Consider the following 16,330-nt stretch of genomic DNA (forward strand, 5'->3'; position numbering starts at 1 on the left):
GGGACCGGAAACCAGCCGCCGTTTCCAGGCGCGCAAGGGTGCGCCTGCCCGAGGAGTAACCGTTCGATGAGCGAGCACCGTCGCAAACCGCCGCAGCCGCAGGGAGGCGGACGTGCCGCGACCCGACGCGGCCAGTCGGCGTCCCCCGGCCGCCGCGCGGCACCGCGAGGCGCCACCGGGTCTCCGTCCGCCCCCTATGGAGCGGGAGGTGAGGAGCGCCCGTACGGTGGCCGAGCCGAGGCCCGCCGGGCGGCCCAGAGAAACGCGGGCAGCCGACGCAGAGCGGCCGACGGCGCGGGCCGTGGCAGGGGGGCTGCCCCCGCCAGGAAACGCTTCATCGACTACCCGCGCGCGGGCAAGTACGGCGTCGCGCGCTGGCTGCCCTCCTGGAAGCTGGTCGCGGGACTGTTCATCGGGTTCATAGGGAGCCTGGTGGCGGTGGCGGGCGTCGGGTACGCGATGGTGAGCGTGCCGGACGTCGCCAAGACCGCGCAGTCCCAGAACAACGTCTACTACTGGGCCGACGGCAGCCAGATGGTCGCCACGGGTGGTGAGACCAACCGGCAGATCGTCAACCTGTCGCAGATCCCCAAGGCGATGCAGTACGCCGTCATCTCCCAGGAGAACAAGACCTTCTACACCGACAGCGGCGTCGACCCGAAGGGCATCGCCCGGGCCGTCTTCAACATGGCCACGGGCGGTCAGACCCAGGGCGGCTCCACCATCACCCAGCAGTATGTGAAGAACGCGAGGCTGGACGACCAGTCACAGACGATCTCCAGGAAGTTCAAGGAGATCTTCATCGCGATCAAGGTGGGGGCCACCGTCAAGAAGGACGACATCCTGGCCGGCTACCTGAACTCCGCGTACTACGGGCGGAACGCCTACGGGATCGAGGCCGCCGCGCACGCGTACTTCAACAAGTCCGCCATCGAGCTGAACCCCGGCGAGTGCGCCTTCCTGGCGGCGATGCTCAAGGGCGCCACGTACTACGACCCGGCAGGCGCCACGTCCATCGACCCGAAGAACGCCACCCCCCAGGCAAACCAGAAGCGTGCCACCCTGCAGATGCAGGACACCCTCAACAAGATGGTCCAGTACGGGCACCTGAGCGCCGCGGAGCGCGCCAAGTACACGACGCTTCCGCAGGTCCAGAACCCGAGGTCGAACACCCGGCTGAGCGGCCAGATCGGTTACCTCGTCGACCTGGCCAACAGCTACCTGGTCACCCACAGCAGCACGACCCACATCACCCAGGAGAAGCTGCAGCAGGGCGGGTACCAGATCCACACGACCTTCGAGAAGAAGAAGGTCGACGAACTCGAGGCCGCGGTCAAGAACGTCCAGAAGGCCAACATCAAACCCAACCTGCGCCCGAACACGGATAAATTCGTCCAGTTCGGCGGGGCTTCCGTGGATCCGGGCACCGGTGCGATCAAGGCGATCTACGGTGGTGAGGACGCGACCAAGCACTTCACCAACAACGCCGACTCGACCGGTGCACAGGTGGGGTCGACGTTCAAGCCGTTCGTGCTGGCTGCGGCGATGAAGTGGGGCGTCCGCAACCCCGACCTCGGACCGGAGCAGGCCCAGGACGAGCGCACCGTCGTCTCACCGAAGAGTTTCTACAGCGGCAAGAACAAGCTGAAGATCAAGGAGTACAACGGGAACGTCTGGAAGAACGAGAAGGGCCAGGAGTGGCTGCAGACGAACGACGGCGACGAGTCGGTGGGCGAGCCGCCCTCCTACAAGATCGACCTGCGTGAGGCGATGCAGTTCTCGGTGAACACCGCCTATGTGCAGCTGGGCATGGACGTCGGCCTCGACAAGGTGAAGCAGACCGCCCTGGACGCCGGCATCCTGGAGGGCAGCCTCGCCAGTTCGAACTATCCCTCGTTCTCCATCGGCACCTCCTCCCCGAGCGCGATCCGCATGGCCGGCGCCTACGCCACCTTCGCGGCCAGCGGCAAGCAGAACGACCCCTACTCGGTCGAATACGTCAAGAGCAAGGACGGCCCGGTCTTCGAACACCGCAAGCAGGCCAAGGACGCGTTCACCGCGAAGGTCGCCGACAACGTCACGGACGTCCTGAAGACCGTGGTCGACAAGGGCACCGGTACCGCGGCGAAGCTGCCGGGACGCGATGTGGCGGGCAAGACCGGTACGACGGACGGCAACAAGTCAGCCTGGTTCGTCGGGTACACCCCGCAGCTGTCCACCGCGATCAGCATGTTCCGCATGGACGACAACGAGTCCAACAAGAACCGCACGTTCCTGGAGATGTATGGAACGGGCGCGCAGAAGAAGATCCACGGTGCCTCGTTCCCGGCCGAGATCTGGCACGACTACATGGACCAGGCGCTCAAGGGGCAACCCGCGAAGTCGTTCCCGACGCCCGAGCCCATCGGCACGGTCGTCAACGACACTCCCAGCCCGAGCGTGACCCCCACGCCCACCCAGAGCGTCACCCAGAGCCCGACGCCGAGCGCGTCGCCGAGCCCGTCGAGGATCTCGCCCTCGCCCTCGCCGAGCGACACCTGCGGCTTCTGGGGCAACAGCCCCTGCAACGGAGGCGGCAACGGGAACGGTGGAACCGGCCCAGGTGGCACCGACGCGGGCGGTACGGGCGGAGTGACCTCTTCGCCGACAGAGTCGACCGGCAACGGAAACACCCGGGGCAACGGCAACGGAGGGATCTTCGCGGGGCCGAACGGGTAGTCGTCACCGACCGTGTTTCACGTGAAACAGTCCGTTTCACGTGAAACATCGCTCGAAGAGGGCCGTCACACCAACCGGGTGGGGCGGCCCTCAGCGTTTTCCTGGCTGCATACGGCAGGATGAGCCTCATGCCCAGTGCAGAGACGACGCGCGTGAGCGTGCCCCAGCCGGATGTGGTGCGGCCGACCAGGGAAGACGAGGTCGCCGCGGCCGGCAGCGAGCTGATCGGCGGGCCCGTCGGACGGCGCTCCCTGGTCGGGACGTCCTGGTGGACGCCCGTGCGGATCGTGGCGCTCGTCGCGATCGGCATGTTCGCCCTCGGCATGGTCCAGAAGCTGCCCTGCTACGACAGCGGCTGGTTCTTCGGCGCCAGCTCGCAGTACACGCACGCCTGCTACTCGGACATCCCGCACCTCTACCAGGGACGCGGCTTCGCCGACGGGCTCGTGCCCTACTTCGACAAGCTCCCGGGCGACATGGACTACCTCGAGTACCCGGTGCTCACCGGTGTGTTCATGGAGGTCGCCTCCTGGATGACTCCGAGCGGCGGCGGCATCCAGGCCCGAGAGCAGGCCTACTGGATGGTCAACGCCGGAATGCTCATGGTGTGTGCGGTGGTCATCGCCGTGTGCACCGCCCGCATCCACCGCAGGCGCCCCTGGGACGGCCTTCTCGTCGCCCTCGCGCCCGCCTTCGCGCTGACCGCGACGATCAACTGGGACCTGCTCGCCGTGGCCCTGCTGGCCGCCGCGATGCTGATGTGGTCACGTGGCCGGCCCCTTGCCTTCGGTGTCCTCGTGGGGCTCGCCACGGCCGCCAAGTTCTACCCGTTCCTGGTGCTCGGACCGCTCCTCGTGCTGTGCTGGCGGGCGGGCAGGTGGCGGGAGTACGGGACGGCCGTCCTGGGCGCCGTCGGCGCGTGGCTCGTGGTCAACCTGCCGGTGATGTGGCTCGCCCCCGAGGGCTGGTCCAAGTTCTACCGCTTCAGCCAGGAGCGCGGGGTGGACTTCGGGTCCGTCTTCCTGTTCGTCTCACGCTGGTTCAACATCGACATCACCGCGGACACCGCCAACACCTACGCGATGATCACGATGGTGCTCGCCTGTGTCGGCATCACCGCGATGACGCTGACCGCTCCGCGCCGCCCGCGCTTCGCGCAGCTCGCCTTCCTGATCGTCGCCGCGTTCATCCTCACCAACAAGGTCTACTCGCCGCAGTACGTGCTGTGGCTGGTCCCCCTCGCCGCACTCGCCCGGCCGCGCTGGCGGGACTTCCTGATCTGGCAGGCCTGCGAGGTCGCGTACTTCCTGGGGATCTGGATGTACCTCGCGTACACGACCAGTGGAGACGCCCACAAGGGCCTGCCGACGGACGGGTACCAGCTCGCCATCGCGGTCCACCTGCTGGGGACGCTCTACCTGTGCGCCGTCGTCGTACGCGACATCTTCCTGCCGGAACGGGACGTGGTGCGCCGGGCCGGCGACGACGACCCGTCCGGCGGCGTACTGGACGGTGCGCCGGACGTCTTCGCGCTCGGAGCCGCCGCTCATCCTCCGCGGCACGCGGCACACTTCGAGGGGCCGCAGGTGGAGTGGGGGAGCCCCGGCGCGCAACCGGCTGACGACGGGTCGCGCTGAGCGAAAACCGCGCCAGGCCGTCGCTGACAAGGCCGTACACGAGCTACGTGTACGGCCTTCGTCGTGCTCCCGGCTCTGTGCTCAGCGGTCGACGAGCCGGTCGAACTGCGTGGTCGTGTGCCTCAGATGGGCCACCAGTTCATCGCCCACCTTCGGCTCTGTGGCGTCCGCCGGGATGAACAGGATCGAGACCTGCATGTGCGGCGGCTCGGCGAACCAGCGCTGCTTGCCCGCCCAGACGAACGGCGACAGGTTACGGTTCACCGTCGCGAGGCCGGCCCGGGCCACTCCCTTGGCGCGCGGCATCACGCCGTGCATGGCCTTGGGGGCCTCCAGACCCACTCCGTGCGACGTCCCGCCCGCCACGACGACCAGGAAGCCGTCGGAGGCCGCCTTCTGCTGCCGGTAGCCGAAGCGGTCGCCCTTGGCCACACGCGTCACGTCCAGGACCGCCCCGCGGTACTCGGTGGCCTCGTGGTCCCCGAGCCACAGCCGGGTGCCGATGCGGGCGCGGAAGCGGGTCTGCGGGAACTGCTGCTGCAGCCGGACCAGCTCATCGGCCTTGAGGTGGCTCACGAACATCGTGTGCAGCGGCAGCCGGGCCGCGCGCAGTCGGTCCATCCAGCCGATGACCTCCTCCACTGCGTCGGAGCCGTCGGTACGGTCCAGCGGCAGGTGGATGGCGAAGCCTTCCAGGCGCACGTTCTCTATGGCCGCGTGCAGCTGCGGCAGGTCCTGCTCGCTGACCCCGTGGCGCTTCATCGAGGACATCACCTCGATGACCACCCGGGCGCCCACGAGCCCGTACACGCCGTCCACGGACGACACCGAGCGGATGACGCGGTCCGGCAGCGGCACGGGCTCCTCGCCCCGCCGGAACGGCGTCAGCACCAGCAGGTCGCCACCGAACCAGTCCTTGATCCGGGCCGCCTCGTACGTCGTGCCCACGGCGAGCATGTCCGCGCCCAGGCGGGTGGCCTCCTCCGCCAGCCGCTCGTGGCCGAACCCGTAGCCGTTGCCCTTGCAGACGGGGACCAGCCCCGGGAACTGCTCCTGCACGTGCTTGTGGTGTGCCCGCCAGCGCGCGGTGTCGACGTAGAGCGTGAGCGCCATGGCCGGTCCCGGAACCTTTCTCGTGGCTGCCGTGTGTCAGAGGTCTGAGAGGGAATTGTGACGGATCCGCCGGACCGACGGGCTGGCCGGGCCGCTCGGGCGGCTCGGGCGGCCCGGCGCGGGGCTCCGGCCTCAGCGGCGCGACATGTAGATGTCGAGCGCCTTGTGGAGCAGCTTGTTGAGCGGGAAGTCCCACTCACCGAGATACTCGGCGGCCTGCCCGCCCGTGCCCACCTTGAACTGGATCAGGCCGAAGAGGTGGTCGGTCTCGTCCAGCGAGTCCGAGATGCCGCGCAGGTCGTAGACGGTGGCACCGAGCGCGTAGGCGTCGCGCAGCATCCGCCACTGCATCGCGTTCGAAGGCCGCACCTCACGGCCGATGTTGTCGGAGGCTCCGTAGGAGTACCAGACATGACCGCCGACGATCAGCATGGTCGCCGCCGACAGGTTCACACCGTTGTGCCGCGCGAAGTACAGCCGCATACGGTTGGGGTCCTCGCTGTTGAGGGCCGTCCACATGCGCTGGAAGTACGACAACGGGCGGGGCCGGAAGTGGTCGCGCACCGCGGTGATCTCGTACAGGCGCTGCCACTCCTCGAGGTCGTGGTAGCCGCCCTGGACCACCTCGACGCCCGCCTTCTCGGCCTTCTTGATGTTGCGGCGCCACAACTGGTTGAAGTTCTTGTGGACCTCTTCCAGGGACCGGTTGGCGAGCGGCACCTGGAAGACGTACCGCGGCTGCACGTCGCCGAAGCCGGCACCGCCGTCCTCGCCCTGCTGCCAGCCCATCCGGCGCAGCTTGTCGGAGACTTCGAACGCGCGCGGCTCGATGAAGTCGGCCTCCAGGTCACGCAGCCGCTTGACGTCCGGGTCCTGGATGCCCTTCTTGATGGTCTCCGCGTTCCACCGTCGAATGATCACCGGCGGGCCCATCTTCACCGAGAAGGCGCCCTGTTGCTTCAGGTGCGCCAGCATCGGCTGGATCCAGTCCTCCAGGTTCGGCGCGAACCAGTTGATCACCGGACCCTCGGGGAGATACGCCAGGTAGCGCTTGATCTTGGGCAGCTGCCGGTACAACACCAGACCGACGCCAACCAGTTCGCCACTCTTGTCGAACCAGCCGAGGTTCTCGGAGCGCCACTCCGCCTTGACGTCTGCCCAGGCCGGGACCTGCATGTGGCTCGCCGCCGGCAGGCTCTGGATGTACGCCAGATGCTGCTCGCGACTGATCGTCCTCAGGGTCAGGCTCATTCGGGGCGCTCCTCGGGCTGGTGTGTCCCCATGGGTACAGGGGCTCCGGCTCTCGCGCCGAAGCCTACTGCGCCCCGCGAGCGCCCCGACTGGCCCTACGCAACCTGTGCGTCCGGCGGGTCGCCTCACGGACCCGCCGACGGCACCGCGGCTCGACGGTCAGTGGCCGACGACCCCGCCGAAGAGACCGCCGTGGGCCATGCCCAGGAAGAAGCCGACGGCCGAGGCACCGAGCCCCAGGATCAGGCCGAAGCGCTCTCGGGTCGTCACGGAGATGTACTGCCCGTAGGCGCCGGTGAAGATCCCCACCAGGCCGGTCCAGGAGCTGATCAGATGCAGGTCCTTGGACACCAGCGCCGTCACGAAGGCCGTGACACCGAGCACCAGGGTCACCGCGAGCAGGGTGTCCTGGACGGGATGGGCCTTGCCGTCCGTGGCGAACAGGGAACCGGTGGTGTTGGGTCGCAATACCTGTGCCATGGGGCACCTCCTGCGGAAGGCGGCGCATCGTAGCGCCATACACACCCGATGTGTACAGATTGACGGCCTCCGGGGCCGGATTTCAACCGGAAGCACGTGTGCGGGTACTCTGTACCGTCTGCACCCGTGTCTGCCCAGGCACAGCCTGGTCAACCGTCGACCGGCCTCTGATTGTCAGTGGCGGCTGATTTACTGACAGGCACGGTTGCGTACGCATCACAACCCTCCTGCCACGGAACGACCGTGGCCGCTGAGTCCGAAGGAGGTGGGTTCCACATGCGTCACTACGAGGTGATGGTCATCCTCGACCCCGATCTCGAGGAGCGTGCTGTCTCCCCGCTGATCGAGAACTTCCTTTCCGTCGTCCGTGACGGTGGAGGAAAGGTCGAGAAGGTCGACACCTGGGGTCGTCGTCGTCTCGCCTACGAGATCAAGAAGAAGCCCGAGGGCATCTACTCGGTCATCGACCTGCAGGCCGAGCCTGCGGTCGTCAAGGAGCTCGACCGCCAGATGAACCTGAACGAGTCGGTCCTCCGGACCAAGGTCCTCCGCCCCGAGACCCACTGAGCCTCGCGCTCGGTTGATCCCGGGATTCGAGTAGCACCAGCAGCCAGCAGCAAACCCGCCGAGAGGTTCCCCCATGGCAGGCGAGACCGTCATCACGGTCGTCGGCAACCTTGTCGATGACCCCGAGCTGCGCTTCACCCCGTCCGGTGCGGCGGTCGCGAAGTTCCGCATCGCGTCCACTCCCCGCACCTTCGACCGTCAGACCAACGAGTGGAAGGACGGCGAGAGCCTCTTCCTGACCTGCTCGGTCTGGCGCCAGGCGGCGGAGAACGTCGCCGAGTCGCTTCAGCGAGGCATGCGCGTCATCGTGCAGGGCCGACTGAAGCAGCGGTCCTACGAGGACCGTGAGGGCGTCAAGCGCACGGTCTACGAGCTCGACGTCGACGAGGTCGGCGCCAGCCTGCGCAACGCCACGGCCAAGGTCACCAAGACCGCCGGCCGCGGTGGCCAGGGCGGTTACGGCGGCGGTGGTGGCCAGGGCCAGGGCGGCGGTTGGGGCGGCGGCCCCGGCGGCGGTCAGGGCGGTGCTCCGGCCGACGACCCGTGGGCGACCGGCGCTCCCGCCGGCGGCCAGGGCGGAGGCGGCCAGGGCGGCGGCTGGGGCGGTGGCTCCGGCGGCGGTGGCGGCTACTCGGACGAGCCCCCCTTCTAGGCGGGCCGTACCCCAAACTTCTTGATCACACAGGAGAAACACCATGGCGAAGCCGCCTGTGCGCAAGCCGAAGAAGAAGGTCTGCGCATTCTGCAAGGACAAGGTCACGTACGTGGACTACAAGGACACGAACATGCTGCGGAAGTTCATTTCCGACCGCGGCAAGATCCGTGCCCGTCGCGTGACCGGCAACTGCACGCAGCACCAGCGTGACGTCGCCACGGCCGTCAAGAACAGCCGTGAGATGGCGCTGCTGCCCTACACGTCCACCGCGCGCTAAAGGAAGGGTGACCGACTCATGAAGATCATCCTCACCCACGAGGTCTCCGGCCTCGGCGCCGCGGGCGACGTCGTCGACGTCAAGGACGGGTACGCCCGCAACTACCTGATCCCGCGGAATTTCGCGATCCGCTGGACCAAGGGTGGCGAGAAGGACGTCGAGCAGATCCGTCGTGCTCGCAAGATCCACGAGATCCAGACCATCGAGCAGGCCAACCAGGTCAAGGCCCAGCTCGAGGGCGTGAAGGTCCGCCTGGCCGTCCGCTCCGGCGACTCCGGCCGTCTCTTCGGTTCCGTCACCCCGGCCGACATCGCCTCGGCGATCAAGGCCTCCGGTGGCCCCGAGGTCGACAAGCGTCGCATCGAGCTCGGTGCGCCGATCAAGACGCTGGGCGCCCACGAGACGTCCGTGCGTCTGCACCCCGAGGTGGCCGCCAAGGTCAACATCGAGGTCGTCGCGGCCTGATCGTCGCACTCGGCTTGAGCAGCTCTGAAAGGGGCCGCACCCCTCCCGGGTGCGGCCCCTTTCAGCTGGCGGCAGTCGTCACCGGTCCATGTTTCACGTGAAACGGTCAGCGCGTCGCGCCCGTCACGATCCATCGACCGGAGCGGGCGCGCAGCCACAGGGTCAGCATGCGGATCGTCATCATCAGTGTCATAGCCGCCCAGAGGGCGGTGAGTCCGCCGCCGAGCGTGGGGACGAGCAGGGCCACCGGTGCGAAGACGGCCAGGGTGACGACCATCGCCCAGGCCAGATACGCCCCGTCGCCGGCACCCATCAGGACTCCGTCCAGAACGAAGACGATCCCGCATACGGGCTGGGACAGTGCCACCATCAGCAAGGCGGGCAGGGCCGTGTCCTTCACCGCTGAGTCACTCGTGAACAGTGGGAGGAACAGCGGCCGGGCCACGAGCACGAGCAGTCCGAGCACGAGGCCGGCGACGATGCCCCACTGCACCATGCGGCGGCATGCTGCGCGGGCGCCCCACGCGTCGTCCGCCCCGAGATAGCGTCCGATGATGGCCTGCCCTGTGATGGCGATCGCGTCCAGAGCGAACGCGAGCAGGCTCCACAGGGACAGGATGATCTGGTGCGCGGCGATGTCGGCGTCCCCGAGCCGCGCGGCGACGGCCGTTGCGATCATGAGGATCGCCCGCAGCGAGAGCGTACGGATCAACAGCGGTGCCCCCGCCTGCGCGCAGGCGCGTATCCCGGCCGCGTCCGGCCGTAGCGAGGCGCCGTGCCGACGGGCGCCGCGGACGACGACGTACACGTATGCGGCCGCCATCCCGCACTGTGCTGCGACGGTGCCCCACGCGGATCCGGCGATGCCCAGGCCCGTGCCGTAGACGAGTCCCGCGTTGAGGGCGGCGTTCGCCATGAAGCCCGCGACCGCCACGTACAGCGGTGTCCTCGTGTTCTGCAGTCCGCGCAGGACGCCGGTGGCGGCCAGTACGACCAGCATCGCGGGGATGCCGAGTGCCGAGATCCGCAGATACGTCGTCGCATACGGAGCCGCGGTCGGCGAGGCGCCGAAGAGGGTCACGATGCCGGGCGCCGTGGGCAGTACGACGGCGATGACGGCCGCCCCCAGCAGCAGTGCCAGCCAGATGCCGTCCATGCCCTGCCGGATGGCGGATCGTAGATCGCCCGCACCGACACGGCGCGCGACCGCAGCCGTGGTGGCGTAGGCGAGAAACACGAAGATGCTGACGGCGGTGGTGAGAAGTGCCGAGGCGACGCCGAGGCCGGCCAGCTGCGCGGTGCCGAGATGGCCGACGATCGCGCTGTCGGCCATCACGAAGAGGGGCTCCGCGATGAGTGCGCCGAAGGCCGGAACGGCCAGTGCGACGATCTCCCGGTCGTGCCGGCGTCCAAGGGCGCGGGGTGTCGCGGGAGCCTGTGTCATGCCCACCAATCTAATCGTCCACAGGTAAGAGCTGCAATGGGGTTATGTCCCTTACGGTAGACGCTGTGTCCCGGCGTGCCGTCCACGGCCAGCAGCGATCTTGATCCGACTGGGGAAGTTTTTCTTCTGCACAAGCAGTGGACGGGAAATCCCCAGGTCAGATGGGTTCTTGCGAATCAGCTGAGGGCTTGTTCACAGAGCTGTCCACCGTGTCGTGCACAGGTTTCGCGGAGTTGTCCACAACGTTGGGCGTCTCGTCCACATGGCCTGTGGATAACCAGATTGGCTGACGGTGCCCAGGGGCCTAACGTGGTCCGGCGCCCACTCCCTCTCCGTCCTCGGACAACGCGCCCAGCCGACGCGTCTGAACCGGAGCTGGGCTTCTCGCTTTGTCAGTGTCGTGCCCTAGAACTGGGGTGCACGGCGAGGTCCGCGCGGCGGACGGGAGGAGGCGGCCCGGTGAGCATTTCCGAGCCCTTGGACGATCAGTGGGCCGACAGCGGCCCCGGCGATCGTGTCCCCGCCTCCCGCCGACGCGGCGAGGGCGGCCGGGGCCGTGACGAGCAGCACGACAGGGGACCGGACAGCGGCACGTGGGACGGGGGTGGCTCCGCCTTCGAGCGGGTGCCGCCGCAGGACCTGGACGCCGAGCAGTCCGTCCTCGGAGGCATGCTCCTGTCCAAGGACGCGATCGCGGACGTCGTGGAGATCCTCAAGGGCCATGACTTCTACCGGCCGGCACACGAAACGATCTACCAGGCGATCCTCGACCTGTACGCGAAGGGTGAGCCGGCCGACCCCATCACGGTCGCGGCGGAGCTGACCAAGCGCGGTGAGATCACCAAGGTCGGCGGTGCCTCGTACCTGCACACGCTGGTGCAGACCGTGCCGACCGCGGCGAACGCCGAGTACTACGCGCAGATCGTGCACGAGCGGGCGGTACTGCGGCGCCTGGTGGAGGCCGGTACGCGCATCACGCAGATGGGGTACGCGGCGGACGGCGACATCGACGAGATCGTCAACAGCGCTCAGGCCGAGATCTTCGCGGTGACCGAGCAGCGCACGGCGGAGGACTATCTGCCGCTGAGCGAGATCATGGAGGGGGCGCTCGACGAGATCGAGGCGATCGGCTCACGGTCGGGGGAGATGACCGGTGTGCCGACCGGCTTCACCGATCTGGACCAGCTCACCAACGGTCTGCACCCGGGCCAGATGATCATCATCGCCGCGCGTCCCGCGATGGGTAAGTCGACGCTGGCTCTGGACTTCGCCCGAGCGGCTGCCATCAAGCACAACCTGCCCAGCGTGATCTTCTCGCTCGAGATGGGCCGCAACGAGATCGCGATGCGTCTGCTGTCCGCGGAGGCCCGGGTGGCGCTGCACCACATGCGGTCGGGCACGATGACGGACGAGGACTGGACCAGGCTGGCGCGTCGTATGCCGGACGTCTCGGCCGCCCCCCTCTACATCGACGACTCGCCGAACCTGTCGATGATGGAGATCCGGGCGAAGTGCCGTCGTCTGAAGCAGCGCAATGATCTGAAACTGGTCGTCATCGACTATCTGCAGCTGATGCAGTCCGGTTCCAAGCGCTCCGAGAGCCGGCAGCAGGAGGTCTCCGAGATGTCGCGAAACCTGAAGCTGCTGGCCAAGGAGCTGGAGCTGCCGGTGATCGCGCTGTCGCAGCTGAACCGTGGTCCGGAGCAGCGGACGGACAAGAAGCCCATGGTGTCCGACCTGCGTGAGTCGGGTTCGATCGAGCAGGACGCCGACATGGTGATCCTGCTGCACCGTGAGGACGCCTACGAGAAGGAGTCGCCGCGCGCGGGCGAGGCGGACATCATCGTCGGCAAGCACCGTAACGGCCCCACCGCGACGATCACGGTCGCCTTCCAGGGCCACTACTCCCGGTTCGTGGACATGGCACAGACCTGATCCGTCGTCCTGGAGGGTCTCAGCTTTCGCGGCACATCTCATCTCCGATGATCACCGATGCCCTCTCCAGGCCCGCGGCCCCCTCGTCGCCTTCGACCTGGCGACGCACGCCGGCCGTGAGGCCGCCGCGTTGCTGCGCCGCTGGTCCACCACCGCCGAGTCAGCCAACGCAGTTCGGCGCATTGGTCGGCGCAGCCGTCCGACGGCTACGAAACCCCAGTTCTTGACTTCAAGGTCAAGAATGATGTTAGTGTTCTGGCCATGGGAAGGCCCAAGCAGTTCGATCCGGATGTCGCCGTCGAGCGGGCCATGGACGTGTTCTGGCGGAAGGGATATGCCGGAACCACCCCGCAGGACCTCGTCGACGCGCTCGGCATCGGCAAGGGAAGCCTCTACAACACCTTCGGCAGCAAGCACGCCTTGTTCGAGCGGGCGCTGCGCCGCTATCGCGACAGCCAGGCCGTCACTCTGGTCGAGATGCTCGAGGAGCCCGGTCCGGTCAAGGCGCGCCTGCGCAAAACGCTGGAGTTTCTCGCCGAGACGGACCTCGCCGACCCGGATCGTCGGGGCTGTATGGCCGTGAACGCGGCGGCGGAACTCGCCACAACAGATGTGGCGGCAACCGAACTCGTCCAGCGCATGTTCGCCCGGACTGAGGATGCCTTCCGCGCGCTGATCGAGGAAGGGCAGCGTTCGGGAGAGATCGCACCCGACCGCGATTCCGCAGCCCTGGGGAGTCTGCTGCTGAACACGGTCGTGGGCTTGCGGCTCATGGCGCGCGTCGCCGAAAGTCCTGACCGACTCGTCCGGGTGATCGACGCGACGGTCGATTCCCTCTGATCCGAACCGCGGTACTCGCTCCGTAGGGAGTGCCTGCTACCCGCATTTTGTACTTATAGTTCAAGAACTGGAGTGTCGTGAACCTCAACCTGACTTCCAAGACAGCCGTCGTCACCGGCGCCAGCCGGGGCATCGGACTTGCCACCGTCCGGTCCCTGACCGCCGAAGGCGTCCGCGTCGTCGGCGCCGCCCGCACGATCACGCCCGAGCTGAAGGAAACCGGCGCGCACGCGGTGTCAGCCGACCTGAGCACCGCCGACGGCGTCGCCGCCCTGATGGACAGCGCCCTCGACGAACTCGGTGGTATCGACCTGCTGGTGAACAACGTCGGTGCCGGGGACGACGTGGAACCCGTCGGCTTCCTCGACACCGACGACACCCAGTGGACCCGCGTCTTCGACCTCAACCTGCTCAGCGCCGTCCGTGCCACCCGCGCGGCCCTTCCCAGCCTGATCGAACGCCGCGGATCGATCGTCAACGTCTCGTCCATCAACTCGCGACTGCCCGCCGCCGGCCCTGTCGCCTACAGCGCGGCCAAGGCAGCCCTCGCCGCGTTGGGGAAGTCCCTGGCCGAGGAATTCGGACCCCAGGGAGTGCGGGTGAACACCGTCTCCCCCGGAGTTGTCCGCACCTCCATCTGGGAGGACCCTGACGGCTTCGGCGGCAAGGTGGCGGCCGGAGCCGGAGCAGAGCACACCGCATTCCTCCAGCAGATCCCGGAAGCCTTCGACATCACTACTGGTCGGATCACCGAACCCGAAGAAGTTGCGGCCTTGATCGCGTTCCTTCTCTCTGACGTCGCCGGCAACATCACCGGCGCGGACTACGTCATCGACGGTGGCACGGTCAAGACGGTCTGAATCGGGGGAGCCCCGGCGAGACCCGCCCGCATCGAAGCCCGCAACTTTGGTGACGCGCGGCCGAAGGACCGGAGACCAGTACCCGCCCAGGCACCAGGTCGGCGCTGACGCATTGAGACGACGCATGGTGGCACCTGGGAAATGGGCTCGACGCGGGATGCCGCGCCGGGTGGACTGGAGCCATGACGCAATCTCAGGAAGAGCTGCTTCCCACAACGCGCCGAGCCCTGCTGCACCGGATCGCCGTCGCGCAGGCCGAGGGGCGGGCGCCGTCACTGGTGGCGGCCGTTGTCCGGGGCGGGCGGACGGTGTGGCACGGTGCGCGATCCTGCGTGAACGGCCATGCCCCGGACGCGAACGTGCAGTACCGGATCGGGTCCATCACCAAGACGTTCACAGCGGTTCTCGTGCTGCGGCTGCGTGACGAGGGGGTTCTGGATCTGGGCGATCCGCTGGAGAAGCATCTGCCCGGCACAGGGGTGGGGGAGGCGACCATCGCCGATCTGTTGGCGCATACCGGTGGTCTCGCGGCGGAGTCGCCTGGGCCGTGGTGGGAACGGACGCCGGGAACGCTGCGGCCCGAGCTGGCGGACGTGCTGGGCGAGCATCCCTTGCGGCACCCGGTCGGACGCAGGTTCCACTACTCCAACCCCGGCTACACGCTCCTGGGCGCGCTGGTCGAGGAGGTGCGCGGGGCGCCGTGGGAGGACGTTCTGCGGCGTGAGGTGCTGGAGCCGCTGGGACTGCACCGGACCGGCGGCCGGCCGCAGGCACCGCATGCGGGCGGGTGGGCAGTTCATCCGTGGGCGGATGTGATGCTGCCGGAGCCTGCCGAGGATCTCGGACGGATGGCTCCGGCCGGTCAACTGTGGTCGACCACCGGCGACTTGGCTCGTTTCGCTGTTTTCCTGGCGCAGGGTGACGAGCGAGTGCTGAGTGCGGAGTCCGTACGGGAGATGCGGACGCCTGCCGCGCCGCCCGAGGCGTCGGATGTGGTCGCGGGTTCCGCGTACGGTCTCGGGTTGCGGCTTCAGCGCCGGGACAGCCGTCTCCTGATCGGGCATTCCGGTTCCCTGCCCGGGTTCCTGGCCGATCTCACGCTGAGCGTGGAGGATGACGTGGCGGCCGTCGTGCTGGCCAACTGTACGTCGGGACCGGCTGTCTCCTCCCTTGCCGCCGACCTCGTGGCGATCGTGGCGGAGGCCGAGCCGCGGATCCCCGAGCCGTGGCGGCCGCTGCCCGATGTGGACCGGTCGGTGCTGGAGCTGGTGGGGCAGTGGTACTGGGGCACGCAGGGGTTCGTCCTGCGGCTGACGGCCGATGGGAGTATCTCGCTGGAGCCGTTGTCCGGTACGGGTCGGCGAGCGCGTCTGCGGCCCAACGGGGACGGCACCTGGACGGGACTGGACGGCTACTACGCGGGGGAGGTTCTGAAGGCGGTACGGCGGCCGGACGGATCGGTGAGCCATCTGGACCTCGGGTCGTTCGTGTTCACGCGTCAGCCGTACGAGGAGGGGACTCCCGTGCCCGGCGGTGTGGACCAGGACGGGTGGAGGGGGATCCGGTAGGTCCCGGTGATGGGCAGGAAGGGCCTGTTTCACGTGAAACAGGCCCTCACCGGTGAGCGATGTCAGAGCTGCCGCTTGAAGCCCACGTGCGACGCCTGGAAGCCGAGGCGTTCATAGAAGCGGTGGGCGTCGGTGCGGGTGGCGTCGGAGGTCAGCTGGACCAACTGGCAGTCGTGGCGCCTGGATTCGTCGATCGCCCATTCGATGAGTTGCGTTCCCAGGCCACCGCCGCGTTCGTCGGCATGGATGCGGACGGCCTCGATGATTGAGCGGGTGGCGCCCACGCGGGAGAGGCCGGGAATGATGGTGAGCTGGAGGGTGCCCACCACCCGGCCGTCGCGTACGGCGACCATGAGGTGCTGGTTCGGGTCGCTGCTCACCCGCTTGAGGGCGTTCAGGTAGGGCGTCAGGTCCTCCGGTGATTCACGCTGGGCGCCGAGTGGGTCGTCGGCGAGCATGGCGACGATCGCGGGGACGTCGCCCGCGACGGCGGGCCGTATGTCGAGTTCTCCCATACCTG

Annotated in this window: 15 protein-coding genes; 10 read left to right on the top strand and 5 right to left on the bottom strand. The window is 68.0% G+C overall.

What is annotated here, in order from left to right:
- The first annotated feature begins 66 nt into the window (after positions 1 to 66).
- Both ACFYZE_RS05790 and ACFYZE_RS05795 read left to right on the top strand, forming a co-directional pair.
- Positions 67 to 2,718, top strand: coding sequence for a transglycosylase domain-containing protein (locus ACFYZE_RS05790; RefSeq protein ID WP_388989099.1), 2,652 nt, complete (start codon positions 67 to 69; stop codon positions 2,716 to 2,718).
- Positions 2,719 to 2,846: 128 nt separating this feature from the next.
- A complete protein-coding gene (locus tag ACFYZE_RS05795; RefSeq protein WP_388989102.1) occupies positions 2,847 to 4,355 on the top strand; it encodes a glycosyltransferase family 87 protein in 1,509 nt (502 codons plus the stop codon).
- A gap of 81 nt (positions 4,356 to 4,436) precedes the next feature.
- Here the strand turns inward: ACFYZE_RS05795 and ACFYZE_RS05800 are convergent, their stop codons facing one another.
- From ACFYZE_RS05800 to ACFYZE_RS05810, 3 genes are all read right to left on the bottom strand, one after another.
- The gene (locus ACFYZE_RS05800; protein ID WP_388989105.1) at positions 4,437 to 5,468 is read right to left on the bottom strand and encodes an alanine racemase; all 1,032 of its coding nucleotides are present in this window, start codon (positions 5,466 to 5,468) and stop codon (positions 4,437 to 4,439) included.
- A 132-nt stretch (positions 5,469 to 5,600) separates the two neighbouring features.
- A complete protein-coding gene (gene femX, locus ACFYZE_RS05805; protein WP_103837273.1) occupies positions 5,601 to 6,719 on the bottom strand; it encodes a peptidoglycan bridge formation glycyltransferase FemX in 1,119 nt (372 codons plus the stop codon).
- Between the two features lie 159 nt (positions 6,720 to 6,878).
- Entirely contained in the window at positions 6,879 to 7,199 is a 321-nt protein-coding gene (locus tag ACFYZE_RS05810) for a hypothetical protein (RefSeq protein WP_388989108.1), read from the bottom strand.
- A gap of 276 nt (positions 7,200 to 7,475) precedes the next feature.
- On the opposite strand from ACFYZE_RS05810, the gene rpsF reads away from it, so the two are divergent.
- From rpsF to rplI, 4 genes are all read left to right on the top strand, one after another.
- Complete coding sequence (gene rpsF / locus ACFYZE_RS05815; protein WP_014673750.1) at positions 7,476 to 7,766, top strand: 30S ribosomal protein S6; 291 nt, start codon at positions 7,476 to 7,478, stop codon at positions 7,764 to 7,766.
- A 73-nt stretch (positions 7,767 to 7,839) separates the two neighbouring features.
- Complete coding sequence (locus tag ACFYZE_RS05820) at positions 7,840 to 8,418, top strand: single-stranded DNA-binding protein (RefSeq protein ID WP_388989111.1); 579 nt, start codon at positions 7,840 to 7,842, stop codon at positions 8,416 to 8,418.
- Positions 8,419 to 8,461: 43 nt separating this feature from the next.
- Positions 8,462 to 8,698: a 30S ribosomal protein S18 gene (gene rpsR, locus ACFYZE_RS05825; RefSeq protein WP_003949403.1), complete on the top strand. Its 237-nt coding sequence runs from the start codon at positions 8,462 to 8,464 to the stop codon at positions 8,696 to 8,698.
- An 18-nt stretch (positions 8,699 to 8,716) separates the two neighbouring features.
- The gene (gene rplI, locus ACFYZE_RS05830) at positions 8,717 to 9,163 is read left to right on the top strand and encodes a 50S ribosomal protein L9 (RefSeq protein ID WP_361245018.1); all 447 of its coding nucleotides are present in this window, start codon (positions 8,717 to 8,719) and stop codon (positions 9,161 to 9,163) included.
- A gap of 106 nt (positions 9,164 to 9,269) precedes the next feature.
- Here the strand turns inward: rplI and ACFYZE_RS05835 are convergent, their stop codons facing one another.
- Positions 9,270 to 10,607 carry an MATE family efflux transporter gene (locus ACFYZE_RS05835; protein WP_388989115.1) on the bottom strand — a complete coding sequence of 446 codons (1,338 nt, stop codon included), beginning with the start codon at positions 10,605 to 10,607 and terminating at the stop codon, positions 9,270 to 9,272.
- Between the two features lie 459 nt (positions 10,608 to 11,066).
- Here ACFYZE_RS05835 and dnaB point away from each other — a divergent pair, with 459 nt between their 5' ends.
- The 4 genes from dnaB (at position 11,067) to ACFYZE_RS05855 (ending at position 15,810) form a co-directional block, all read left to right on the top strand.
- Positions 11,067 to 12,542: a replicative DNA helicase gene (gene dnaB, locus ACFYZE_RS05840; RefSeq protein WP_388989118.1), complete on the top strand. Its 1,476-nt coding sequence runs from the start codon at positions 11,067 to 11,069 to the stop codon at positions 12,540 to 12,542.
- Positions 12,543 to 12,803: 261 nt separating this feature from the next.
- Positions 12,804 to 13,382: a TetR/AcrR family transcriptional regulator gene (locus ACFYZE_RS05845; protein WP_388989121.1), complete on the top strand. Its 579-nt coding sequence runs from the start codon at positions 12,804 to 12,806 to the stop codon at positions 13,380 to 13,382.
- A gap of 77 nt (positions 13,383 to 13,459) precedes the next feature.
- The gene (locus ACFYZE_RS05850) at positions 13,460 to 14,242 is read left to right on the top strand and encodes an oxidoreductase (RefSeq protein WP_388989124.1); all 783 of its coding nucleotides are present in this window, start codon (positions 13,460 to 13,462) and stop codon (positions 14,240 to 14,242) included.
- 182 nt (positions 14,243 to 14,424) lie between these two features.
- Complete coding sequence (locus tag ACFYZE_RS05855; RefSeq protein WP_388989127.1) at positions 14,425 to 15,810, top strand: serine hydrolase domain-containing protein; 1,386 nt, start codon at positions 14,425 to 14,427, stop codon at positions 15,808 to 15,810.
- Positions 15,811 to 15,872: 62 nt separating this feature from the next.
- Here the strand turns inward: ACFYZE_RS05855 and ACFYZE_RS05860 are convergent, their stop codons facing one another.
- Positions 15,873 to 16,325 (bottom strand): GNAT family N-acetyltransferase, encoded by a 453-nt coding sequence (locus ACFYZE_RS05860; protein ID WP_388989130.1) that lies wholly within the window; start codon positions 16,323 to 16,325, stop codon positions 15,873 to 15,875.
- Positions 16,326 to 16,330 lie beyond the last annotated feature (5 nt).

The sequence above is a fragment of the Streptomyces sp. NPDC001796 genome, assembly GCF_042892355.1.
Classification (GTDB): Bacteria; Actinomycetota; Actinomycetes; order Streptomycetales; family Streptomycetaceae; genus Streptomyces.